The organism is Methanohalophilus euhalobius (assembly GCF_900215215.1).
GTDB lineage: Archaea > Halobacteriota > Methanosarcinia > Methanosarcinales > Methanosarcinaceae > Methanohalophilus > Methanohalophilus euhalobius.
In genome coordinates this window covers 31,382-50,553 of the sequence record NZ_OBDR01000013.1, presented here as the reverse complement: position 1 = coordinate 50,553, position 19,172 = coordinate 31,382, and the positions used below count along the sequence as shown (strand labels likewise).

Genomic DNA, 19,172 nt, shown 5'->3' with positions numbered 1-19,172 from the left:
GAAGGCGAAGAACCAGCTGAGCCAACCGAGCCAACCGAGCCAACCGAGCCAACCGAGCCAAAGGACAACGAAACTGAGAACGTAACTGAGCCAACCGAGCCAACCGAGCCAACCGAGCCAACCGAGCCAACCGAGCCAACCGAGCCTGAGGAACCAGCAACCAACGAAACTGAAGAACCAGGAATCCCTGGATTTGAAGCAGTCTTCGCAATCGCTGGACTTCTGGCAGTTGCCTACCTCGTAAGGAGAAACTAAGCAGACTTGAATGATAGAAGGGACTAATCCCTTCTACTTCTCTTTTCTTTTTTTTGGTTTGTGTTTTATTCTTTTTTTGATCTGCTCATTGCGGATTACTTTTAAATATCTGAATCTAAATTACAATCCATCCACTTTGGAAAAGGGATCTTTTATGAAAATGAGAATAGTAGCATTGCTTTTGGCCATTACAATGATAATGCTTGCAGTGTCGGGATGTACCGATACAGGCAGTACTGGTGAAGAAATCGATAATCCTGAGATCGGGTCTGTTTCAGATGCAGTGTCACTTGATGAAGTGCCGGCAGGATTTGAGATGATAGGTGAGCGCCAGCTGGACTCTGGAAGTGTGCTGGACGGTGTGGGCAGTGAAGATACGGTAGTTGAAGCCACGCAGGGTATCTACAAAAACGGGGATAGTGTGGAAGTGCAAATCAGCGCCATTGAATGCACTGACACGGAGGCTGCCCAAACCCTGGTCAACGACTACAAAAACGAATTTAATCCAATGGCACAGGGAGAGAGGTTCACCGAGCACTCCATCAATGACCACTTTGCCACACGCATCATCTGGCATGTGACCGAGGGCGGCGAGGACGTGCCACGTTATGCCTATGTCTGGAACAATGACAGCATGGTAATCCAGGTCAGGGGCACTACTTCTGATCCCAACCTGCTGCTTACCTTTGCAGAGGCCACAGGTTACTGATGGGGAGTTTTTCCCCATCTTCTTTTTTTATTTTGGGATTCATGTTAGGGATAGGGCGTAAATGGCACAAACTTATTCAATCAACAACATGATTTTTCAGAAAACTCAATAAAACAAACTTACTTAAGCGCTCAACGATATATTAGAATATACCAGAGCAATGAGGAATTTACATGTCAAAAATAACCGAACCACCAAATGTTCAATCTAAAGTCAGTGAACAAATCGGCACATCAGCATGTAGTAATAGCCTGTCAGATGACAGACAATCTGAACACATTGAACAAATGGCACGAAAGGCAACAACCCGTGCAGCAAATGATGCTCTTAAAAATGGCAGGGCTATTACAATCCAACAGGGTAATGCTATTGTCAGGAAACATCCGGATGGTAGAATCGAAGTGATCAAAACACTAGAAAACGCATTCGTTGTCCCCAAAAAACGTATGTATAAACTATGAAGCGGATTCGAATATTTGCGGGACCAAATGGATCAGGTAAATCCACCCTGGTCCAACAATTTATTGAAGATGACCCGAAATTAATAAATCCACAATTACATATTGATCCTGACAAACTTAATACTCAAAACATTATTAATTTTGAAAATCTTGGAATACAAACGGATATATCTGAATTCCAAGAGCATCTTTTAAATTCAACCCTGTTCCCAATAAGTAAAATTGACATTAAAGATATCAAATTTGAGAATAATTGTCTTATTAATAATATCAACAATTCCTATATGGGGTCTTTGATAGCAGATTTTATTAGAGATAAACTAATAGATCTGGATATCAACTTGTTTTCATTTGAAACAGTATTTTCACATGAATCTAAAATTGAATTCATGGAACGGGCCAGACAAAAAGGTTGGAAATTGTATCTTTATTTTGTAAGTACATCAGACATTGCAATCAACCAGGGACGAGTGAATGAACGTGTTCAAAAAGGACAACATAACGTCCCTGATCATAAGATAAAAGATAGATATAAGCGATCAAATAACTTTTTGTTTGATGCATTAAAATTATGCAGAAGAGCATATGTATTTGATAACTCAAATGATACTTCTGTTTTGATTGTGGAAAAAGATATAGATGGAAAGATCTGGATCAAAGATGAAAATGAACTACCACAATGGGTTGATACATATCTCCTTTCGAAATTTGAATAAGTTACAATCGGTAATGCTATTTTAATCGATACTTTTTAATATCACTTTTACCTTCTGTATGTGCTACCAGGCCCGGATAGCCTAGTTGGTTGGGGCGCCAGACTCATAGGGTAAACGATTGGGTGCTCCCATGTCTCCTGAGACATCTGGAGGCCGCGTGTTCGAGTCACGCTCCGGGCACTTTACTTTCTCATTTTTAGTTCCCTTTTTTGCTAAATAGAACTTAGAGGCACAGAAATTATCTGTTGTTTGGATCTCTGACTCATTCTCACATCGTATAACCACTTACATATCATTTGGCTCACATTCTATCATCCATCAAGACTAAGATATCAACACCATTTGAAATTATGAGATTCTATTTATAGAGCAAAACGAAAAATGTTAGTGGGTTTGAGAGTATAATTAAGCATCTGTCTTAGCTTATTACTTGATTAGTTTTTTTGATAAATCTGCTAACATTAACTAGGAAGTTGGGCACCGCAGTACGGATAATCATAGCAGCACAGTGCATAAACTCAAACAATGAAAGGGAAAAAATCATGAACGAAGATAGCAAAGCCCCGGTAATGGAATCTACAGTCCGAGGTGGCACATCGATACGGGACTGGATGTAAAGGAAGTTGAAAAACTTGCATTCAGGAGAAAAAAGAGCGTTACAAAGACAACTGAAAAGTAAATCATATTCAACTATGATTGCGGTCTTCCATCGCAGGATTAAATTGTGGCTTTGCATCAACATACTAAAATATTTTGCGTGAGGGTTGTTTGGTATGAATTCCAAACACTTTGGCTTTTGTAGATATGTCACGGGGTTTAAGTTATAAATAAGAAATCTCATACAGCAACCCATAATCAATCATCTTTCACAGTGAAAACCATGACCACAAACCTACCTGATCAATTAGAGTTCCAGCTCATAGATGCCGACTACTTCAGACAGGACAACTCTCCTGTAATCCGCCTGTTTGGGCGTTCTTCAGAAGGTAAAAGTATATGCTGTCAGGTACCCGGCTTTGAACCTTATTTTTATGTAAATTGTAATGCAGATCTGGAACAGGTTGCATCTGATATAAAGCAAAAGTTCGAGCAGGTAAAAGCCATTGATGAGGTTGAGAGATTTGAACCGGTAGGCTACCAGACCACACCCACCCGCATGTTAAAGATAATCACCCATGATCCGGGTAACGTGCCGGAGATCAGGGATGATATAGCCGCCATGCCTGCTGTAAAAGAGATCTACGAGGCAGACATCCTATTCAGGAATCGCTTTCTGATTGACAGGGGCCTGCATGGGATGGGCTGGATGCGGTTGACTCCTCAGACTGCCCTGCAGGACCTTCCTCTCTGCAATATAACCTGCAGCAGTGAGGACGTGGAAGAATTTGAAAGAAAGGAACCTGCCCCTCTGAGACATCTGGCCTTTGACATCGAGTGTTTACCAGTGGATGGCAATATGCCCACTCCTGAAACCTCTCCCGTGATAATGATCAGTATCTCCTTTGCACCGGCCTATCAGGGCAAAGAAACCATAGTCCTGATAGCCAAACCAGCTGATGGCGTGGACACTGATGTGGAAGCCTGTCAGGATGAAGCTTCCATGTTGTCCCGGTTTTTTGAGATCTTCAGGGAATATGATCCCGACGTAGTGACCGGCTACAACAGCAATGATTTTGATATTCCCTATATTACCGACCGTGTATCCATTCTTAGCAAAAACGGCCACAGGATCAAATCCGATGTGGGCAGGGACGGCAGGAGCCTGGGTTACAGGAAAATAGGCACTCGCACAATGGTTGATATCACCGGCAGGGCCGTTGTCGATGTTTTGCCCCTGATCAGGCAGGAATTCAGCCTGAAACGCTATACACTCAGGAATGTCTCTCATGAATTGCTCGACAAGGAAAAACTGGATGTTTCCCCTCAGGACATGGAAGAATATTGGGAAGATGATGGCACCAAACTCTATGAATTCATTAATTACGCCAGACGTGACTCCGAGCTTGCCCTGGAGCTGCTCCTGCAACTAAAATTACTCGATAAACATATAGCGGTATCCCAGGTAAGCGGCACTCTGCTTCAGGACGTTATAAGCGGTGGCCAGACCAATATGGTCGAACAGTTGCTCCTGAGTGAATATGGCAAGCAGAACAGGGTCATGTCATCCAAACCCGATGAACATACATCCCAGCAAAGAAGGAAGCTGAATGAGAATCTTAAAGGAGGTGCAGTTCTTGAGCCTCATAAGGGGTTACATGAAAATGTTCTTGTGCTGGATTATAAGTCACTTTATCCCACCATTATAATGGCCCACAATCTCTGCTATACTACCGTTGTGGAAAACACCAATTTACAAGCAGATGACCTTATAGTCTCTCCTACCGGGGATAAATTTGTCAAACCCCATCTATACAAAGGCATCGTACCCTCGGTACTCGAGGAACTTTTGAGAAGGCGCAGTGAGACCAAGCAAATAATGAAAAAGACCCGGGATGAAAATCAACACCGTGTTCTTGATGCCACCCAGCTTGCCCTGAAAATCCTGCTCAACAGTTTTTATGGATATTCCGGTTATGCCCGGGCTCGTCTGTACAGTCTGGGAATGGCCGGTTCAGTAACAAGTATTGGCAGAGAAAATATCGCCCGCACAGAGGAGATTGTCTGCAGCCAGATAGGCAGTGTGATTCTCAGGAATGACGAGGTCTATTTCAGGGATGAAGCAGGCGAGATTAGACCTGATGACAAAAAAGTTAACCTTTCCATTGTTTACGGAGATACGGACAGTGTTTTTGTGCATTGCATGGACAGGGATAACAGGGAAATGTCTCCTGATGACCTAACCCTTGAGGAATCTGCCCGGGTTGGCAGCAAAGTTGCTTCCTTGGTAACCGCATCCCTGCCGGATCCCATGGAACTGGAGTTCGAAGCCACTGCCAGGCGTGTCCTGCTTGTAGCGAAGAAACGCTATGCACAATGGCTTTTTGAACCTGTGGGGGATGGCTGGGAGGATAAAATCAAGGTCAAGGGCCTGGAAACCGTCAGGCGTGACTGGTGTGAGCTTACATCCAATATGTTAAACCAGGTACTGGAATATGTCCTGAAAGAAGGTAATGTCGAAAAGGCAGTGGAACATGTGAAAACTACTGTGGACAGGGTACGCAATCTGGATGTCTCCCGTGACTCTGGTATTATTGATGACCTGGTGCTGACAAAGACATTTTCCAAGAGTCCTTCCAGTTACAAGAACAAGCAACCCCATCTCACCGTGGTGGAGAAAATAGAGCGGCGTACCGGAATGCGTCCTTCCATCGGAGAGAGGATTCCCTTTGTGATAGTTGCGGGGAAGGATCTTTTTGTAAATCGTGCGGAAGACCCTGAGTATGTCAGGCAGCACAACCTAGCTCTGGATGTTGATTACTATATACAGAAACAGCTCCTTCCGCCGGTGGAACGTATCCTTTCAGTATTCGGTGTGAATATGGCAACCCTGGATCATGACTCCAGGCAAAAAGGGCTTTTTGATTTTGCAAAATCCAAACCTGCTGACAAAGGATGTCAGATGAATGCCGAAGTAAGGGAACCTGAAAAGGAAAAACTTCCAGAAAGCGGCAACCAGAGTTCCCTTCTTGATTTCTGAATCATATACTTTCTATAGCTTCCACGGGATTCAGTTTTGATGCTTTTGTTGCCGGATAGACCCCGGCGATCATATTTATTGTAAAAGCAAAAATGGTGGCATAAAAGAAATTCATTGCCGCAATTTTCATGGGCATACATGTAAGTACCAGATACGTTTCAGCAGGCAATTCTATTTCGTGGGATCCAATTGCTAAAGCTGTAAAATATTCCAATACAAGACCCAGCAGCAGGCCGAAAGCTCCCAGGATTGTGGATTCTATCAGGAATATTTTAGTGATGCTTTTCCTGGAAGTATCCATTGCCATGAGCATTCCGATCTCACTTTTCTTGTCCATGAGAATATTGATCAGTGTATTGGCAATATCAAATCCGGCAGTTATATAGATCAGGATATAGTAAAGCCACACAATTACCTTCTGGGTATTGAGTAGATCCAGGAGTTGACTGTTGATCTCAATCCAGCTATCAGCCTTCAGACCTGTTTCTTTTTCAATTTCTAAAGTGGTTGTCTTTGCATTATACGGATCTGTGACATGCATGGATATTGCAGTAATTGTTCCCTTCTCATCATAAAAATCCTGCAGGGTTTCCATTCTTGCATAGGCATCACTTTTATCCCGGCCGGTACCGCTGTCAAAAATCCCGATAACTTTCAGGGAAAGCTCGCCTGCTTGAGGGGAGGTTATCTGTACCCACTCATCGGGTCATCCCCTATAAGGATACCTTTACCACTTCCGGAAAGCTCTTCATGATTTCCCTCAACGATATCGGGTTTAAGATGCATCACTTTATTTTCATCCGGAGGATCCACTCCGAATATGTTGATTCCTGCGGAATTGTCCCGGTATGTAATCACGGCCTGTTTTTCAAGGAATGCAGAAAGCAATAACGGTAGGTGTACTTACGATTACAGACTTATAATGATCATAGAGATGTATGCCTGCATCCTTGTCTTCTGCAGGATACACCCACTATATGAGGAGAGTTTTCCACTGTCTTTTCTATCAGTTCACGGTAAATCCGGTCATAAGGGACATGAGGACTACAATGAACACTACAGCAAGAATGGAAAAGAATGTATTTCGTTGTTCTGAAGCGATATGCCTGCGTGCAATCCTGAATTCGAACATAAAGTTTCAGAGCTGCACATAACGTGCAGCATCTCCCAGGTTTTCTTCAATACGCAAAAGCTGGTTGTACTTGGCAGTTCTTTCCCCTCTGGCCGGAGCTCCGGTCTTGATGAGATCCGCTCCGATTGCCACTGAAATATCTGCAATCATTGTATCCTCGGTTTCTGCAGACCTGTGGCTTACCACTACATTATAGCCGCTGCGGAATGCCATGCTTGCAGCATCAAAAGCCTCAGAAAGAGTACCGATCTGGTTTACCTTGAGCAGAAGAGCATTTGCAGCTTCCATCTCGATACCTTTGGCAAGTCTTGATACATTTGTGACAAACAGGTCATCTCCCACAATAATGGTTTCCCAGGCTTCATTGGTGAGGTTTGCAAAATCCTCAAAGGCTTCCTCATGGAAAGGATCCTCAATCATTACTATAGGATATGTGTCAATCAGGTCGACATAGAAGTCGGTAAGTTCTGCTCCGGTCATGGTGGTCCCGTCGATATTGTAGTTATCCCCATCGAAAAATTCGGAGGCAGCAGCGTCCATCCCGATGGTAACCTCTGACTCGGTATATCCTGCTTCTTCGATGCCACTTACCAGAGCATCCAGGGCATCCACGGTCTGGTCAATGGGTGGAGCATATCCTCCCTCATATCCCACATTGGTTGCAGAAGCACCATATTTGTCTTCCAGGACCTTTCCCAGGGTATGATAGGTCTCGCTTCCCATCTGCAGGGCATTTGAATAAGTATCAGTCCCTTTGGGCTGGATCATGAATTCCTGGATTGCAAGACCATTGCCTGCATGTTTGCCGCCGTTGAGGACGTTCATTGTGGGAACGGGGAGTGCAAAGGAATTCGATCCTCCAAGATACCTGTACAGGGGCATATTGAGCGAATCCGCAGCTGCATTGGCAACAGCCATTGAAACACCCAGGATGGCATTTGCACCGAAAGTTATCTTGTTGTCGGTTCCGTCAAGGGCAATCATTAACCCATCGATCTCTCTCTGGCTGCGTACATCATAACCCGTCAATTCCCCGGCTATTGTTGTATTGACATTGTCCACGGCATCGAGGACACCTTTACCATTGTAGCGTTCATCCTCCTTATCCCGCATTTCAATGGCTTCATTTGTTCCTGTGGAAGCTCCTGAAGGGACACTGGCCCTGCCAAAACCCTTTGGCGTGAACACATCAACCTCCACTGTGGGATTTCCCCTGGAGTCCAATATCTCTCTTGCATGAATCTTTTCTATCCGGTATCCTGCTTCTTCTGCCCTGTAACTCATGATAATTCCGCCTTGGACTTTGTTTACTGAATAGGGAATTACTGTATATATAATATTCTTGTCCCTGAAATCCTTGTTGCTAATGCTTTGTACATCCTTTCCTATAATACATTCATAAAATATATATTAATGGAGCCATTTTTCTTCCTTTATGAATGATGCTGCTTTCATACAGCTTGATTCCAGCAAGAGGGAAATTGCAGGCCTACTTCAAAACCTCTCCCTCTCCCGGATAGAAGCTCTAGCTATGACCTGCCTTATTGATGGCGATTCGCTTACATCAAGCCAGATTGAAAATCTCACCGGCCTGAGACAGCCTGAAGTAAGTGTTGCCATGAAACCTCTATGTGAAAAAGGTATAGTGGAGTCCTGGGATCAGAAGTTATCAAAGGATCGGGGCAGGCCCCGGCGTTACTACAAATTAAAATTAACCTTTGATACATTCATGAGAAATCTGGAAAATGACATATCGGCCGAAATAGAGTGTAAATCCCAGGCGCTCAATAGGCTAAAACAGATATGCATTTAATTCTCTTTTTCCCCGAAATTGATAGGGGCAAATCCTCTTGTACTGTCAAATTTGCGCAAAACATCCATCCCGTCGATTTCAAGAAGAAGGATTTCCGTTACCATGAAGGCTTCATTGTGTTCTCGCATGCATCCAATACTGGCTTTACCGTCTCTGCCCAGACCGGTATGGAGGTGAACTACGGGTTTTTTGTTCTCAAGCATTATGTTACCAATACCGATTATTTCATGCGGGTCCACAAATGAATTCCATATGGGCTCCGGAGGAATCATATCTTTGAGTGGGCCGGTGACCAGATTTGAATTTCTGCATGCTCCCAGCATGAAAAGAAATGCCTTTTCTATAGTTTTTTCTTCTGCAAGGGCGGTTATACTTTCCAGTATGTCTTCACCGTCATCTACCCTGAGGACAAATACTCTTCCTACTTTTCCTTCTCTGTATTCCATGTTATTCCCTTATTCAGTAATTTTGCCATCTACGATCCTGACGATTCTGTCAGTTTTGCGGGCCATGTTTTCATCATGGGTCACCAGGATGAATGTCTGGTCAAATTCTCGGTTCAGTTTCTTTAAAAGTTCGTAGACCTTGTCACTGGAATGGCTATCCAGATTCCCTGTAGGTTCGTCCCCGATAATGATCTTTGGCTGGTTAGCAAGTGCCCACGGCGACACGCTGGTTTTGTCTCCCTGAAAGCTGGTCTGGAAAATGATGCAGACGGTCTTTAAGTCCAACTTCATTGAGCAGTTTTTCAGCTTCTCTGGTAGCTTCATCCTTTTTCTTGCCGGCTATCAAAAGAGGCATCATGACGTTTTCCAGTGCGGTGAAGTCAGGTAAAAGATGATGGTACTGGAATATAAAGCCAAGCAATTCGTTTCGTGCACTGGATCGCTGCCGGTCATCCATGCTGGTGATATCCTGGCCATCAATCAGGATAGTGCCTTTTGTGGGCGTGTCCAGAATATCTATCATGTGGAGCAAGGTACGAAGGTACTTTTGTCGGATCCGGAAGGGTAACTATGGAAAGGATTTCTCCTTTTTTACATCAAGGTCCAGTCCATCAAGCGCCTTCACCTCGACACCATCTCCATAGACTTTTTCCAATCCGCGGATTTCGATTACATTGTCTGCTTGTGACAATGTCCTTTCCTGGAAACATTGCACATCATGTCAGTACTGCGGTTCCAGCCCTTCTATCTGGGAGAATGCTTTATCGACTTCCTTATCTTCCTGGACTCGTTCCTTTTTCTCTTTTTCGGTATTGATAGCACCGACTGCAAGATGATAGAGTTCTTCCAGCTCGGAAGCGGATTCAAGGGTAAGGACAGACAGTACCCGGGGATATTCACCTTTGCGGACAATTATTCCTTTGAAAACATGGCCTACTGAATCAGAAAGTTTCTCAACTTCCGTAGAGATTTCATCGATGCTCAGGGAACTCTTGTCACCTTTGATGATTATCATGGACCTGCTTGCTTCCTCGTAAACATTGGTATTAAACAGTAATCCGCTTGGGGATACAGCCTTTTGTATGGCTGTTCTGATAGGTACTTCCCCGTCTGCTTCGTAGTAACCAATTGTTGCAATCCCGGCTCCCCCACTCATAACAGTCTTGAAATCACCGAGGTCTGTGACCATCATCATCTCGCTGTCCAGGGAATCCAGCAGGAAGAGCAGCCTTTTTGCAATCATCTCATTTATGGAATCATAGGCAGATTCCACATCCCCGCCCATCTGTTTGAGGTACTGGTTATCTGCAAGGATTATCCCGTCAACTCCACTTCCCCTTATATCCCTGAGGGCAAATGCAGCGTTTTGCAGGTACAGTGTCCCTTCTTCCCTGAAGGGGAGGACAACTACTGCATATACAGGATAATCATTTTGTTCTTTCAATTCCCGGATCAGGGAAGGAGTAAAAGATGATCCTGTACCTCCGGAGGCAGAAGTTATTACAAAAGCAATATCGAAACTGCCTCTCTCATCGAGGTTGCGCATAATCTGGGATTTATTTTCATCAAAAACTTTCCTTCCCACATTTCGGTTTGCACCAACTCCATGCAGGTGAGGTATATGGATTCGATCCTTTGCCTTGGTATATTTCATTTCCTTGAGGTCGTTTACGGCAGTATTTATGGCAAGGGTTTGTACATTACTTTTATACTGTTGTTTTGCGTAGAATTTGGCAAATCGACTTTTGGAGCCGAATGCCTGCCTGTTTATAGAGTCCAGAATACGGTTGCCACACTGTCCGTTTCCGACCATAAGTATATTGAGCAATTAATTCCTCCAGGTGATATTTAAAAGCGGTATTGTTGGCGGCGGTAATATATCCATGCTGCTGCCCCAAGGATAATGACTACAGGCACGATATATACATATAGCGGCTGCTCGAAGATCACATCGTATTTGCCTTTTGTGACTTCCAGTGCATTTGTTGTTGTTTCACTGTTTACTTTTTCTGCTTCAGGGTCCTCAGTACTGATGTAGGAATAGGAGGCTGTTACCGGATAACTTCCCATTTCCTCTGCTTTGACGTTGAAAGTGAATTCCTTTTCCTGTTGCACTCCCAGGGTTTGCAGGTATATTGTGGGGGTACCACTGATAATCTCGATCTCACTGTCCCCGCTTTCATACTCAAGTCCATCGGGAAGCTGGATGTCCACGGAAACTGCTTCAGCACCCCCTTCACCGTTATTTCTTATGAGTAAAGTTACTTCAGTACTCTCGCCCCGCGGTATAACAGGTTCCTGAAGCTCTGCCGAGACTTCCACATCTGCCATGGCTGCGGGTTCGCCTTCCACTGTGATTGTAGGAGTATTGGAACTTGCCTGCGGGAAATCAACTCCTGCATTGTTAGAAAAGGTTGCAGTAGTAGGTTTGAGTGTAAATGTGCCGGGTTCTGTCGATTTGATGCGGTAGACAAAAATTTGCTGAGATTCCCCAATGCTCAGGGACATCTTGCCGGATTGGCTTACGAAAGTTTCCTCCAGGATGAATTTCTCGGGGAGGTTGTTGGAAAATCTGAGATCAGTTGCCTCGTCATCCCCTTTGTTTTCTGCGCTGACAGTAACGGTTACTGAATCACCTGCTTGTATGGTATTTGAACTTGCACTTTTGGTAATTTCTATAATGGGTGTACCGGAAAATTCCGCCTTTTCATGACCACCATCGACAACTCCCTTTGTATTGATTATGTCCTCATCGGTAATTGTAATGAGTATATTGACAAGATTTAAAGTAGCTTTCTTTGTATCGAGAAGTTTTACTTCAACTTCTTCATTATCGATTTCAAAGGTAAAAGTGTCGTTAATATCCAGCCCTTTGTCCATCAATTCAGTGTCCTTTTCATACACATAAAACGATGCATATTCGTTTGAAGGGAACACATCGGCTACATCTATTACATGATTGTTTATCTGGTACCCGTCACCGGCTTGTATCTCTCCTTCATAAAGAACACTTTTTGCAGAGGCAGAGCCCACAAATGCCACTGAGGACAAGGCTGCTATCAAGAGCAGGCATACGATCATTTTTTTGAATTCCATGTTCCCCTCGCCATGATTTTTTCATAATTTATTATCTGAATACTGCCTAAATACACTACTGGAAACCAATATAAAGTTTATGACATAAAACTGTAGCCCGAGTTAAAATCCCTTTCACCTTGCTAAGGTTGGGCTAAAAAAGTACACGGATACTAGAGCTCTGTCATGAGTATTTATTCTTACGATACTGCATGCACTAAAAAAGGTAGAAGAAAGTGTAGAACAATCACCTTTTTGTGTCTGCCAGAAGTGGCACACACTCCTTAATCGTGTACCTAAGGGTACGGCAGAATCAAAAGCCAGAGGCATTACGTAGCATGGAAGATGCCGGGTACTGGGTATTTTGAAAAGAGGAGTGGTTTAGAAATCGCTATCAGGGAATTTGTGGAATAAAAATAGAGGGATTATTTTTGCCACGCCGGGCACTTTTGTGTTCGAGTGGAAATGGTGTAGGGTTAACAGGCTTGACTGTCATTTATATGGTTAATTACTTTCACATCAGTTGAAACATTTGTTTAAACTGGGAGTACAATTTTCAATTGGTGTAATAATGATTGAATCTAAAGAAGAATGAGATAAATTGCCAGAATTAAAAATACCTAATATTAGTGATGGTAATGAGGGTCAAATATATAATGTCAAAAAGGTGGCTTTTGTAAGGCATAAGACCAAAGAAGCAATAGAAAATCTTCCTTTGGCTCACTTGAAAAATGGTCAAATTTGTAAATTACCTCAAGAATTATCTGGATGGGCATATGATTGTGTTGCTTTAGCACATAGTGGCCTTAATGCATTTCCTGCAAATGTTGAGTTTGGGATTCAAGATAATGAATATTATGCAGAAATAATCTGAATGGGGTGATTATGATGACTGCCAATTGTCCAAAATGCAATACACAAATGAATTTTGTTTATATAGATAAAATAATGGTTGATTGCGATCCTGATGATTGGAGAGAGGCTCTTTGCTCCCACTTCCCTCCACTCTACACACACCTAAGGCCGAAAGATTTTAAGAGAGTTGCAAACAGGGTAAAAGAAAAGGAAGAAACCTTAACCCGGCTACGGAATTCATGGCATAAAATACCCTTTCATCTCCATACTCAGATCGGCCCATTGTGCTTTATGGATCAGGGAGCCCATAGAGATTACGTCAATTCCGGTTTTTGCGTATTCGGCAAGGTTTTCGGTGTTTATATCTCCCGATACCTCTACTATTACCTTATTCCTTAATCCTTCGTGACGCAACTTTTCCACGGTTGATATTATTTCTGAAGGGGACATATTGTCCAGCATAACGATGTCCACTCCCATCCTTGCAGCCAGGATGGCATCGGTTGCGGATTCAACTTCAGCTTCTATCTTTTGGGTAAAACTTGCCATTTCCTTTGCTTTGAGGATTGCATTTTCCAGGCCCATTATATTCCTGTGGTTGTCTTTTATCATAATGGAATCGGAGAGGTTGAACCTGTGTGGGTCACCTCCACCTGCGATTACGGCCAGTTTTTCGAACTCCCGGATTCCCGGAGTTGTTTTACGGGTTGCAGCCACAACTGCTTCAGAACACTGATTTACAGCTTCCACGCAATCTCTTGTAAGGGTTGCAATACCGCTCAGGTGTCCCAGGAAATTCAAACTCAACCTTTCAGCACGTAATAAGGATACCGTTCCTGCCTTAAGTTCAAAGACCACATCGTTATTCTGGACTTTTTCCCCGTCTGCAACCTTTCTTGTATATTCGATATCAAAATAATCAAAAATGGCCTCTGCAACCTCCACACCGGCAACCACACAATCCTGCTTTGCAAAAACCACGGCTTCTGCAATAGTATCCGGTACCATCTGGCATGAGATATCATGATAACCCAGATCTTCCCGGATGAAATTCTCTATCTGTTCTCTCAGCATCCTTTTCACCAGTTTTACTTTATGTTCGGGGAGTTTTAATATGCTTTGTAATGATAATACTTTTATGCGCTGGCCCTCTAGAACATAAAGGAGTCTCATTTATGCTTAAAATAGGAGTTTTCGGTTGTGGTGCCATTGGTGGAGAGATCTGTAGGGCTATTGATAATGGCCAGATTGAAGCAGAACTCTATGCTATATATGACCACCATGATGAATCCCTGGAATGGGTGAAAAGTTCACTGGAAAATTTTGACCCGCAGATCATGGAAATTGTTGAAATGGTCAGGGAGGTAGACCTGGTGGTAGAATGTGCTTCCCAGCAGGCGGTTTATGAAGTGGTTCCCGCGGCGTTGCATGCAAAATGTGATGTCATGGTAGTAAGTGTAGGGGCCTTTGTTGACACACAACTTCTTGAAATGGCCGAAAACATAGCCCGTGAAAAAAATTGCCGGATTTACGTCCCTTCTGGTGCCATTTGTGGAATAGATGGGCTGATATCCGCATCAGCAGCTGCTCTGCATTCAGTCACCCTGACAACCGAAAAACCCCCAGAGGGATTAAGGGGTGCCCCCTATGTCCTTAAAAATAATATCGATATTGATTCCATAACTGGCAGAACTGTTCTTTTTGAAGGCTCTGCAACCGAGGCGGTACAGTCATTCCCTGCAAATGTGAATGTGGCTGCTACTCTAAGTCTTGCAGGGATTGGATTTGATAATACCAGGGTAAGGATAGTGCTCAATCCTGCCCTGACAAGAAATATCCATGAAATCGCAGTTGAAGGTGAGTTTGGAAGGTTTACCTCCAGAGTGGAAAACGTGCCTTCTCCCACAAACCCAAAAACAAGTTATCTGGCTCCTCTTTCCGTAATTTCTACTTTGAAGAAACTGACTCAATCCTTCAACGTGGGGACCTGAAATCGCATAAACTTATATGTTATATAATCTATGTATTCGCCCGGAATTCATTATCCCGGGATTGCAGTGGTAATATGCAGGATAAGCAGGCTATAATAGACAGGATTAATGTCTTGAAAAAAGAAAAAAATGCGGTGATCCTTGCCCACAATTACTGCCGTGGCGATGTACAGGATATAGCTGATTTTGTAGGTGATTCACTCGGCCTGAGCCGTCAGGCAGTCGAGCAGGCCACTGATATCATTGTTTTTTGTGGTGTGGATTTCATGGCGCAAAGCGCTGCTATCCTGAGTCCCCTCAAGAAAGTCCTCATTCCCGACAGGTTTGCCCGCTGTCCGATGGCGGCAATGGCTACTGCAGATGAGGTAAGGAAAGCCAAAAAACAACATCCTGATGCGATGGTTGTGTCCTATGTAAACAGCAGTGCAGAGGTGAAAGCAGAGAGTGATGTATGCTGTACCTCCGCCAATGCGGTGGAAGTTGTCAACTCACTGGATTGCTCGAAAGTACTGTTCATTCCTGACAAAAACCTGGGGGACTATGTGGCCAAAAACACTGATAAAGAAATAATTCTATGGGATGGCTACTGTCCGACTCACAATCATATGCTTGAATCAGATATGCATTTATCTAAGATATCCCATGCAGACGCTGAGATTCTGGCCCATCCGGAATGCAGGCGTGAGATACTTGAAAAAGCTGATCACATATTCAGTACCACAGGAATGACAAGACACTGCTCCTCTTCGGGTTCAAAAGAATTTATTATAGCTACAGAAAACGGCCTTCTCCATCGCCTGCGCAAGGACAATCCGGATAAGCACTTTTACCCCTGCTCCGAATATGCTATATGTCCGGATATGAAAACCATTGACCCTGCATCTGTTCTGGCTTGTCTGGAAAATGAAGAATATGAGGTAAGAATAGAGGAAAAGGTCACAGCGCAGGCCAAAAAAGCCCTTGATCGCATGCTTGAAGCAGGAAGAGCATAAAGGCGGGCCAGTTCCATGCACCCTTATCTTCAATTAATGCGTATTGCCAATTGTGCAATGGCAGCCTTTGCCGCAGTTATCGGCGTGTTAATTGCCTTTAGAATCATTTTTGAACAACCCTTTCAGGCCCTTCCATTCTTTGAGACAGGGGGTGTGGGAATTGCAGTAATACTTGTAACAGGGGCCGGCAATACCATCAATGATTATTTCGATGTGGCTATTGATACTATAAACAGGCCTGACAGGCCAATTCCTTCTGGAAGGGTAAGTAAGAAACAGGCTCTTTTTTTCGCTGCATTCCTTTTCATTGTTGGAATAACCATTGCCTGGTTCATTAATCTGGTCTGTGCTTTAATAGCGCTTTTCAATTCTCTCCTGCTTGTCCTGTATGCCCGTAATCTTAAGACTACTCCCTTTTTTGGCAATGCTGCGGTGGGTTACCTGACAGGGTCCACTTTTCTTTTCGGTGCCGCTGTATTTGGGATAGAAGGATTGTATGCCCTTTCGGTATTATTCCTGCTTGCAACTCTGGCTACAATTGCACGTGAAATTGTGAAGGATATCGAGGATATGGAGGGGGACCTAAATGCAGGAGCAACCACTCTCCCCCTTCTCATCGGGGAAAAAAAAGCAGGGCTTGTAGCTTCGGTTCTTGCCCTGATAGGTATTGCTGCCAGTCCTTACCCTTACCTGAATTCCATGCTGGGTGAATACTACCTCCCTCTGGTGGGTATTGCTGACCTGCTTTTTATCGCGGCTGTCTATGCAGTGCTGAAAAATGACCCGGCCCTTTCCTCCAAACGCTTCAAACTGGCTATGTTCATGGCATTGTTTGCCTTTGTGGCAGGTGCTTAACGGGATGTATGTCTGAGATATTCCTGCAACATCCGGGGAAATGTTTCGGCGGGAACAAACCTCACTCCCAATTGTTCGGCCCATTTCTGAATCCCGTAATCCTTGGCAACTACGGCTGCATCAAGTTCTTTTGCCAGCAGTAGCACATCGATATCCGGTGCACTGTCCAGTATTCCGTAACGCAGGGCTGAGCGATATTTGTTGCGGAATTTGCCCACAACGGGACCCACTACTTCGCGATCGATATCCTTTTCCACCATATGTTTGGTTTCTGCCTGTGAATTCTGGATAAGACATTCGCGGGAAGCCTCACGTATTGCTTCCTCTGCCACATTCATGCCTTTGTTGATCCTCTCCCTCATGTAGGATACGTATTCGTGGAAGATGCGAGAGGGAATCTGTACCTCATACCTGTCAGGGGTTTTCTTGACAAGCCAGGTATCGATCTTTGCCACTACTTCAGGGTCACAGTTATTGTTATTGGTAAATTCCTGAAGTTCATTATAAACAGAAGGGAAAGGGACATAGCAGCTGATCTGGAGATGCAGCCGGGCATCGGCTATCAGGTCCAGAATATCTTTCATACCTGCGCAGATGGTATCCTGTCCCAGTGACTGACGAGCCTGGATATCGGTAAGCCCGGTAGTATCCATTATAAACCTCTGTCTCAACATGTTACCTCCCCGCTAAAAAATATAATATGAAATAGCCCTGCTGTTTAAAAAAGTTTGTCTGCATGTCAAGCAGGGATTCACGAGCGTAATAAAAAAAATTAGCCAAGGCGGGCGCGAAGCTGTTCTACAAGTTCCTGCTTGATGGATGTACTACGATCCCCCCCACAGACAATACCCCTGACACCCAGGATATCCGGCTTGATGGCTTTTATTGCTTCTATATCCTCGAATTTGATACTGCCTGCCAGAGCCGTCTCCAGTCCATTTGCATGTGCTTTCTCAACGAAATCCTTAAGCTGTGCTTCATTGAGAAACTCGAAGGTGGAACGTCCGTCTTTTACTCCCGTATCAACCATGACCAGGTCAACTCCTGCTTTTGCACCGATTGCCGGTAAGAGGGCCGGGTCGATGGAATTGATCCTCGCATAATCGGAATATGCACATGCGACAACTTTCGCAACATTGTCCATTGTCCTGACAGCTTCAGTAATTCCGGCAAGCATCTCATAGGCCTGTTCCTCGGTCTGGATATCATACAGGCCGATTTTGACATAATCCGCACCTGCAGCTGCTGCACCATAGGCAGCAAGGGCAGCGGTGCCGGGTTTGTAGTTAAAATCCCCCAGGGCGGCACTGATGGGTTTTTGGTTTCCTACAGTTTCCTTTACTTCTTTGATCACTCCCGGGAAATTGGCACCAAGAGAGCCTTCCTTTGGATTTTTGACATCGATTATATCTGCACCGCCTTTTAGGGCGGAGATTGCTTCTTCGTTATTTATTGGACTAACCAGCAGTTTCATGTAATGGCCTCTTTTTTATAGGATGGAATAAAGTGTCATATTAAATATGTTTCGAATTGTCTTTGTATTGGATATATATAATGGTATTGCAGTCCATGCCCGGGGAGGTGACCGGAAAAACTACCAGGCGGTTCATCTATCCAGCCAGGTATGTGAAACTTCCAGTCCCTGTGGTATAATAGAAGCTCTCAGTCCGCGGGAAGTCTATATTGCCGACCTCAATATCCTGCAGGGGGAAGGGGAAAACAAAGCAAATATTGATGAACTAAAATCCCTTTCATCCACATCTAATGTCATGTTGGACGCTGGTGTAGACAGACAGGAGGATGCGGATAAATGGCTGCGAATTGCCGATACTCTGGTGCTGGGCACTGAAACGGCTTCAATGGATGTGATCAGGAACCTGGCAGGCCGGTATCCGGGCCGCATAAGTGTGAGCATTGATCGCAAAAATGGTCAACTATTGTCTAAATCATCGGATATCCCTGAAAATCCTGATCGGGCAATAGAAATGCTCAATGATTTACCCTTGAAAGACATAATTTACCTTGATCTGGACCGTGTAGGCACCTCTTCAGGGATGGACATTGATATGCTTTCCCATCTTGCTAAAATATCCCGTCATCCCCTTCTGCTGGGGGGTGGTGTGCGGGATATGGCAGATATTGCAGAACTTGAAAACGCCGGGATTTCAGGTGCACTTGTCGCAACGGCAGTGCACAAACAAGTTATACCAGTAAAACAACTACGATAAAAATCAG

Annotated in this window: 24 protein-coding genes and 1 tRNA gene; 12 read left to right on the top strand and 13 right to left on the bottom strand. The window is 44.1% G+C overall.

Annotation, left to right across the window (positions count from 1 at the left end; translation table 11 throughout):
- The 6 genes from CP947_RS10835 to CP947_RS09280 form a co-directional block, all read left to right on the top strand.
- A partial coding sequence (locus CP947_RS10835; RefSeq protein ID WP_143745142.1) for a PGF-CTERM sorting domain-containing protein occupies positions 1–255 on the top strand: 255 nt, incomplete at its 5' end.
- Between the two features lie 154 nt (positions 256–409).
- Complete coding sequence (locus CP947_RS09305) at positions 410–964, top strand: hypothetical protein (RefSeq protein ID WP_096712928.1); 555 nt, start codon at positions 410–412, stop codon at positions 962–964.
- 173 nt (positions 965–1,137) lie between these two features.
- On the top strand, positions 1,138–1,425 hold the full coding sequence (locus tag CP947_RS09300) for a hypothetical protein (protein WP_096712927.1): 288 nt from the start codon (positions 1,138–1,140) through the stop codon (positions 1,423–1,425).
- Entirely contained in the window at positions 1,422–2,141 is a 720-nt protein-coding gene (locus CP947_RS09295; protein WP_096712926.1) for a hypothetical protein, read from the top strand. Before CP947_RS09300 ends, CP947_RS09295 begins: the two co-directional genes overlap by 4 nt.
- A 70-nt stretch (positions 2,142–2,211) precedes the next feature.
- Positions 2,212–2,321 (top strand) — tRNA-Met (locus tag CP947_RS09290).
- Positions 2,322–3,021: 700 nt separating this feature from the next.
- Positions 3,022–5,778: a DNA-directed DNA polymerase gene (locus CP947_RS09280; protein WP_096712924.1), complete on the top strand. Its 2,757-nt coding sequence runs from the start codon at positions 3,022–3,024 to the stop codon at positions 5,776–5,778.
- Between the two features lies 1 nt (position 5,779).
- On the opposite strand, the gene CP947_RS10830 is transcribed toward CP947_RS09280, so the two are convergent.
- The 4 genes from CP947_RS10830 to eno all read right to left on the bottom strand — a co-directional run bounded on the left by CP947_RS10830 (position 5,780) and on the right by eno (position 8,194).
- On the bottom strand, positions 5,780–6,373 hold the full coding sequence (locus CP947_RS10830) for an ABC transporter permease (protein ID WP_243641507.1): 594 nt from the start codon (positions 6,371–6,373) through the stop codon (positions 5,780–5,782).
- Between the two features lie 89 nt (positions 6,374–6,462).
- Positions 6,463–6,666, bottom strand: coding sequence for a hypothetical protein (locus tag CP947_RS10825; RefSeq protein ID WP_243641508.1), 204 nt, complete (start codon positions 6,664–6,666; stop codon positions 6,463–6,465).
- A 118-nt stretch (positions 6,667–6,784) separates the two neighbouring features.
- Positions 6,785–6,910 carry a hypothetical protein gene (locus CP947_RS10965; protein WP_258082607.1) on the bottom strand — a complete coding sequence of 42 codons (126 nt, stop codon included), beginning with the start codon at positions 6,908–6,910 and terminating at the stop codon, positions 6,785–6,787.
- A 6-nt stretch (positions 6,911–6,916) separates the two neighbouring features.
- Positions 6,917–8,194, bottom strand: coding sequence for a phosphopyruvate hydratase (gene eno, locus CP947_RS09270; RefSeq protein ID WP_096712923.1), 1,278 nt, complete (start codon positions 8,192–8,194; stop codon positions 6,917–6,919).
- A gap of 151 nt (positions 8,195–8,345) precedes the next feature.
- On the opposite strand from eno, the gene CP947_RS09265 reads away from it, so the two are divergent.
- Entirely contained in the window at positions 8,346–8,723 is a 378-nt protein-coding gene (locus tag CP947_RS09265) for a transcriptional regulator (RefSeq protein ID WP_096712922.1), read from the top strand.
- Here CP947_RS09265 and CP947_RS09260 read toward each other — a convergent pair.
- From CP947_RS09260 to CP947_RS09245, 6 genes are read right to left on the bottom strand one after another with little or no spacing between them, the layout of a single operon-like run.
- Positions 8,720–9,169 (bottom strand): PPC domain-containing DNA-binding protein, encoded by a 450-nt coding sequence (locus tag CP947_RS09260; protein WP_096712921.1) that lies wholly within the window; start codon positions 9,167–9,169, stop codon positions 8,720–8,722. The two genes, CP947_RS09265 and CP947_RS09260, sit on opposite strands and share 4 nt — an antisense overlap.
- Before the next feature lie 9 nt (positions 9,170–9,178).
- Positions 9,179–9,394: a P-loop NTPase family protein gene (locus CP947_RS11085; RefSeq protein ID WP_341539145.1), complete on the bottom strand. Its 216-nt coding sequence runs from the start codon at positions 9,392–9,394 to the stop codon at positions 9,179–9,181.
- Positions 9,372–9,692: an ATP-binding cassette domain-containing protein gene (locus CP947_RS11080; protein WP_341539146.1), complete on the bottom strand. Its 321-nt coding sequence runs from the start codon at positions 9,690–9,692 to the stop codon at positions 9,372–9,374. The genes CP947_RS11085 and CP947_RS11080 overlap by 23 nt, the downstream gene beginning before the upstream one ends.
- Before the next feature lie 45 nt (positions 9,693–9,737).
- Positions 9,738–9,860 carry a hypothetical protein gene (locus CP947_RS11075; RefSeq protein WP_308736821.1) on the bottom strand — a complete coding sequence of 41 codons (123 nt, stop codon included), beginning with the start codon at positions 9,858–9,860 and terminating at the stop codon, positions 9,738–9,740.
- Positions 9,861–9,890: 30 nt separating this feature from the next.
- Positions 9,891–10,997 (bottom strand): FtsZ/tubulin family protein, encoded by a 1,107-nt coding sequence (locus tag CP947_RS09250; RefSeq protein WP_096712920.1) that lies wholly within the window; start codon positions 10,995–10,997, stop codon positions 9,891–9,893.
- A gap of 20 nt (positions 10,998–11,017) precedes the next feature.
- Entirely contained in the window at positions 11,018–12,265 is a 1,248-nt protein-coding gene (locus CP947_RS09245; RefSeq protein ID WP_096712919.1) for a COG1361 S-layer family protein, read from the bottom strand.
- Between the two features lie 580 nt (positions 12,266–12,845).
- Between CP947_RS09245 and CP947_RS09240 the strand changes: the two genes are divergently transcribed.
- Positions 12,846–13,118, top strand: coding sequence for a hypothetical protein (locus CP947_RS09240; protein WP_096712918.1), 273 nt, complete (start codon positions 12,846–12,848; stop codon positions 13,116–13,118).
- A 218-nt stretch (positions 13,119–13,336) separates the two neighbouring features.
- On the opposite strand, the gene nadC is transcribed toward CP947_RS09240, so the two are convergent.
- The gene (gene nadC / locus CP947_RS09235; RefSeq protein WP_096712917.1) at positions 13,337–14,173 is read right to left on the bottom strand and encodes a carboxylating nicotinate-nucleotide diphosphorylase; all 837 of its coding nucleotides are present in this window, start codon (positions 14,171–14,173) and stop codon (positions 13,337–13,339) included.
- 101 nt (positions 14,174–14,274) lie between these two features.
- Between nadC and CP947_RS09230 the strand changes: the two genes are divergently transcribed.
- The 3 genes from CP947_RS09230 to CP947_RS09220 all read left to right on the top strand — a co-directional run bounded on the left by CP947_RS09230 (position 14,275) and on the right by CP947_RS09220 (position 16,937).
- Positions 14,275–15,090 (top strand): aspartate dehydrogenase, encoded by an 816-nt coding sequence (locus CP947_RS09230; RefSeq protein ID WP_096712916.1) that lies wholly within the window; start codon positions 14,275–14,277, stop codon positions 15,088–15,090.
- A gap of 74 nt (positions 15,091–15,164) precedes the next feature.
- On the top strand, positions 15,165–16,082 hold the full coding sequence (gene nadA / locus CP947_RS09225; RefSeq protein WP_096712915.1) for a quinolinate synthase NadA: 918 nt from the start codon (positions 15,165–15,167) through the stop codon (positions 16,080–16,082).
- A 15-nt stretch (positions 16,083–16,097) separates the two neighbouring features.
- Entirely contained in the window at positions 16,098–16,937 is an 840-nt protein-coding gene (locus tag CP947_RS09220; RefSeq protein ID WP_096712914.1) for a geranylgeranylglycerol-phosphate geranylgeranyltransferase, read from the top strand.
- On the opposite strand, the gene CP947_RS09215 is transcribed toward CP947_RS09220, so the two are convergent.
- Complete coding sequence (locus tag CP947_RS09215) at positions 16,934–17,611, bottom strand: RNA ligase partner protein (RefSeq protein WP_096712913.1); 678 nt, start codon at positions 17,609–17,611, stop codon at positions 16,934–16,936. The two genes, CP947_RS09220 and CP947_RS09215, sit on opposite strands and share 4 nt — an antisense overlap.
- 98 nt (positions 17,612–17,709) lie before the next feature.
- Entirely contained in the window at positions 17,710–18,411 is a 702-nt protein-coding gene (locus tag CP947_RS09210) for a (5-formylfuran-3-yl)methyl phosphate synthase (RefSeq protein WP_096712912.1), read from the bottom strand.
- Between the two features lie 46 nt (positions 18,412–18,457).
- Between CP947_RS09210 and CP947_RS09205 the strand changes: the two genes are divergently transcribed.
- Entirely contained in the window at positions 18,458–19,165 is a 708-nt protein-coding gene (locus tag CP947_RS09205; RefSeq protein ID WP_096712911.1) for a HisA/HisF-related TIM barrel protein, read from the top strand.
- The last annotated feature ends 7 nt before the right edge of the window (positions 19,166–19,172 follow it).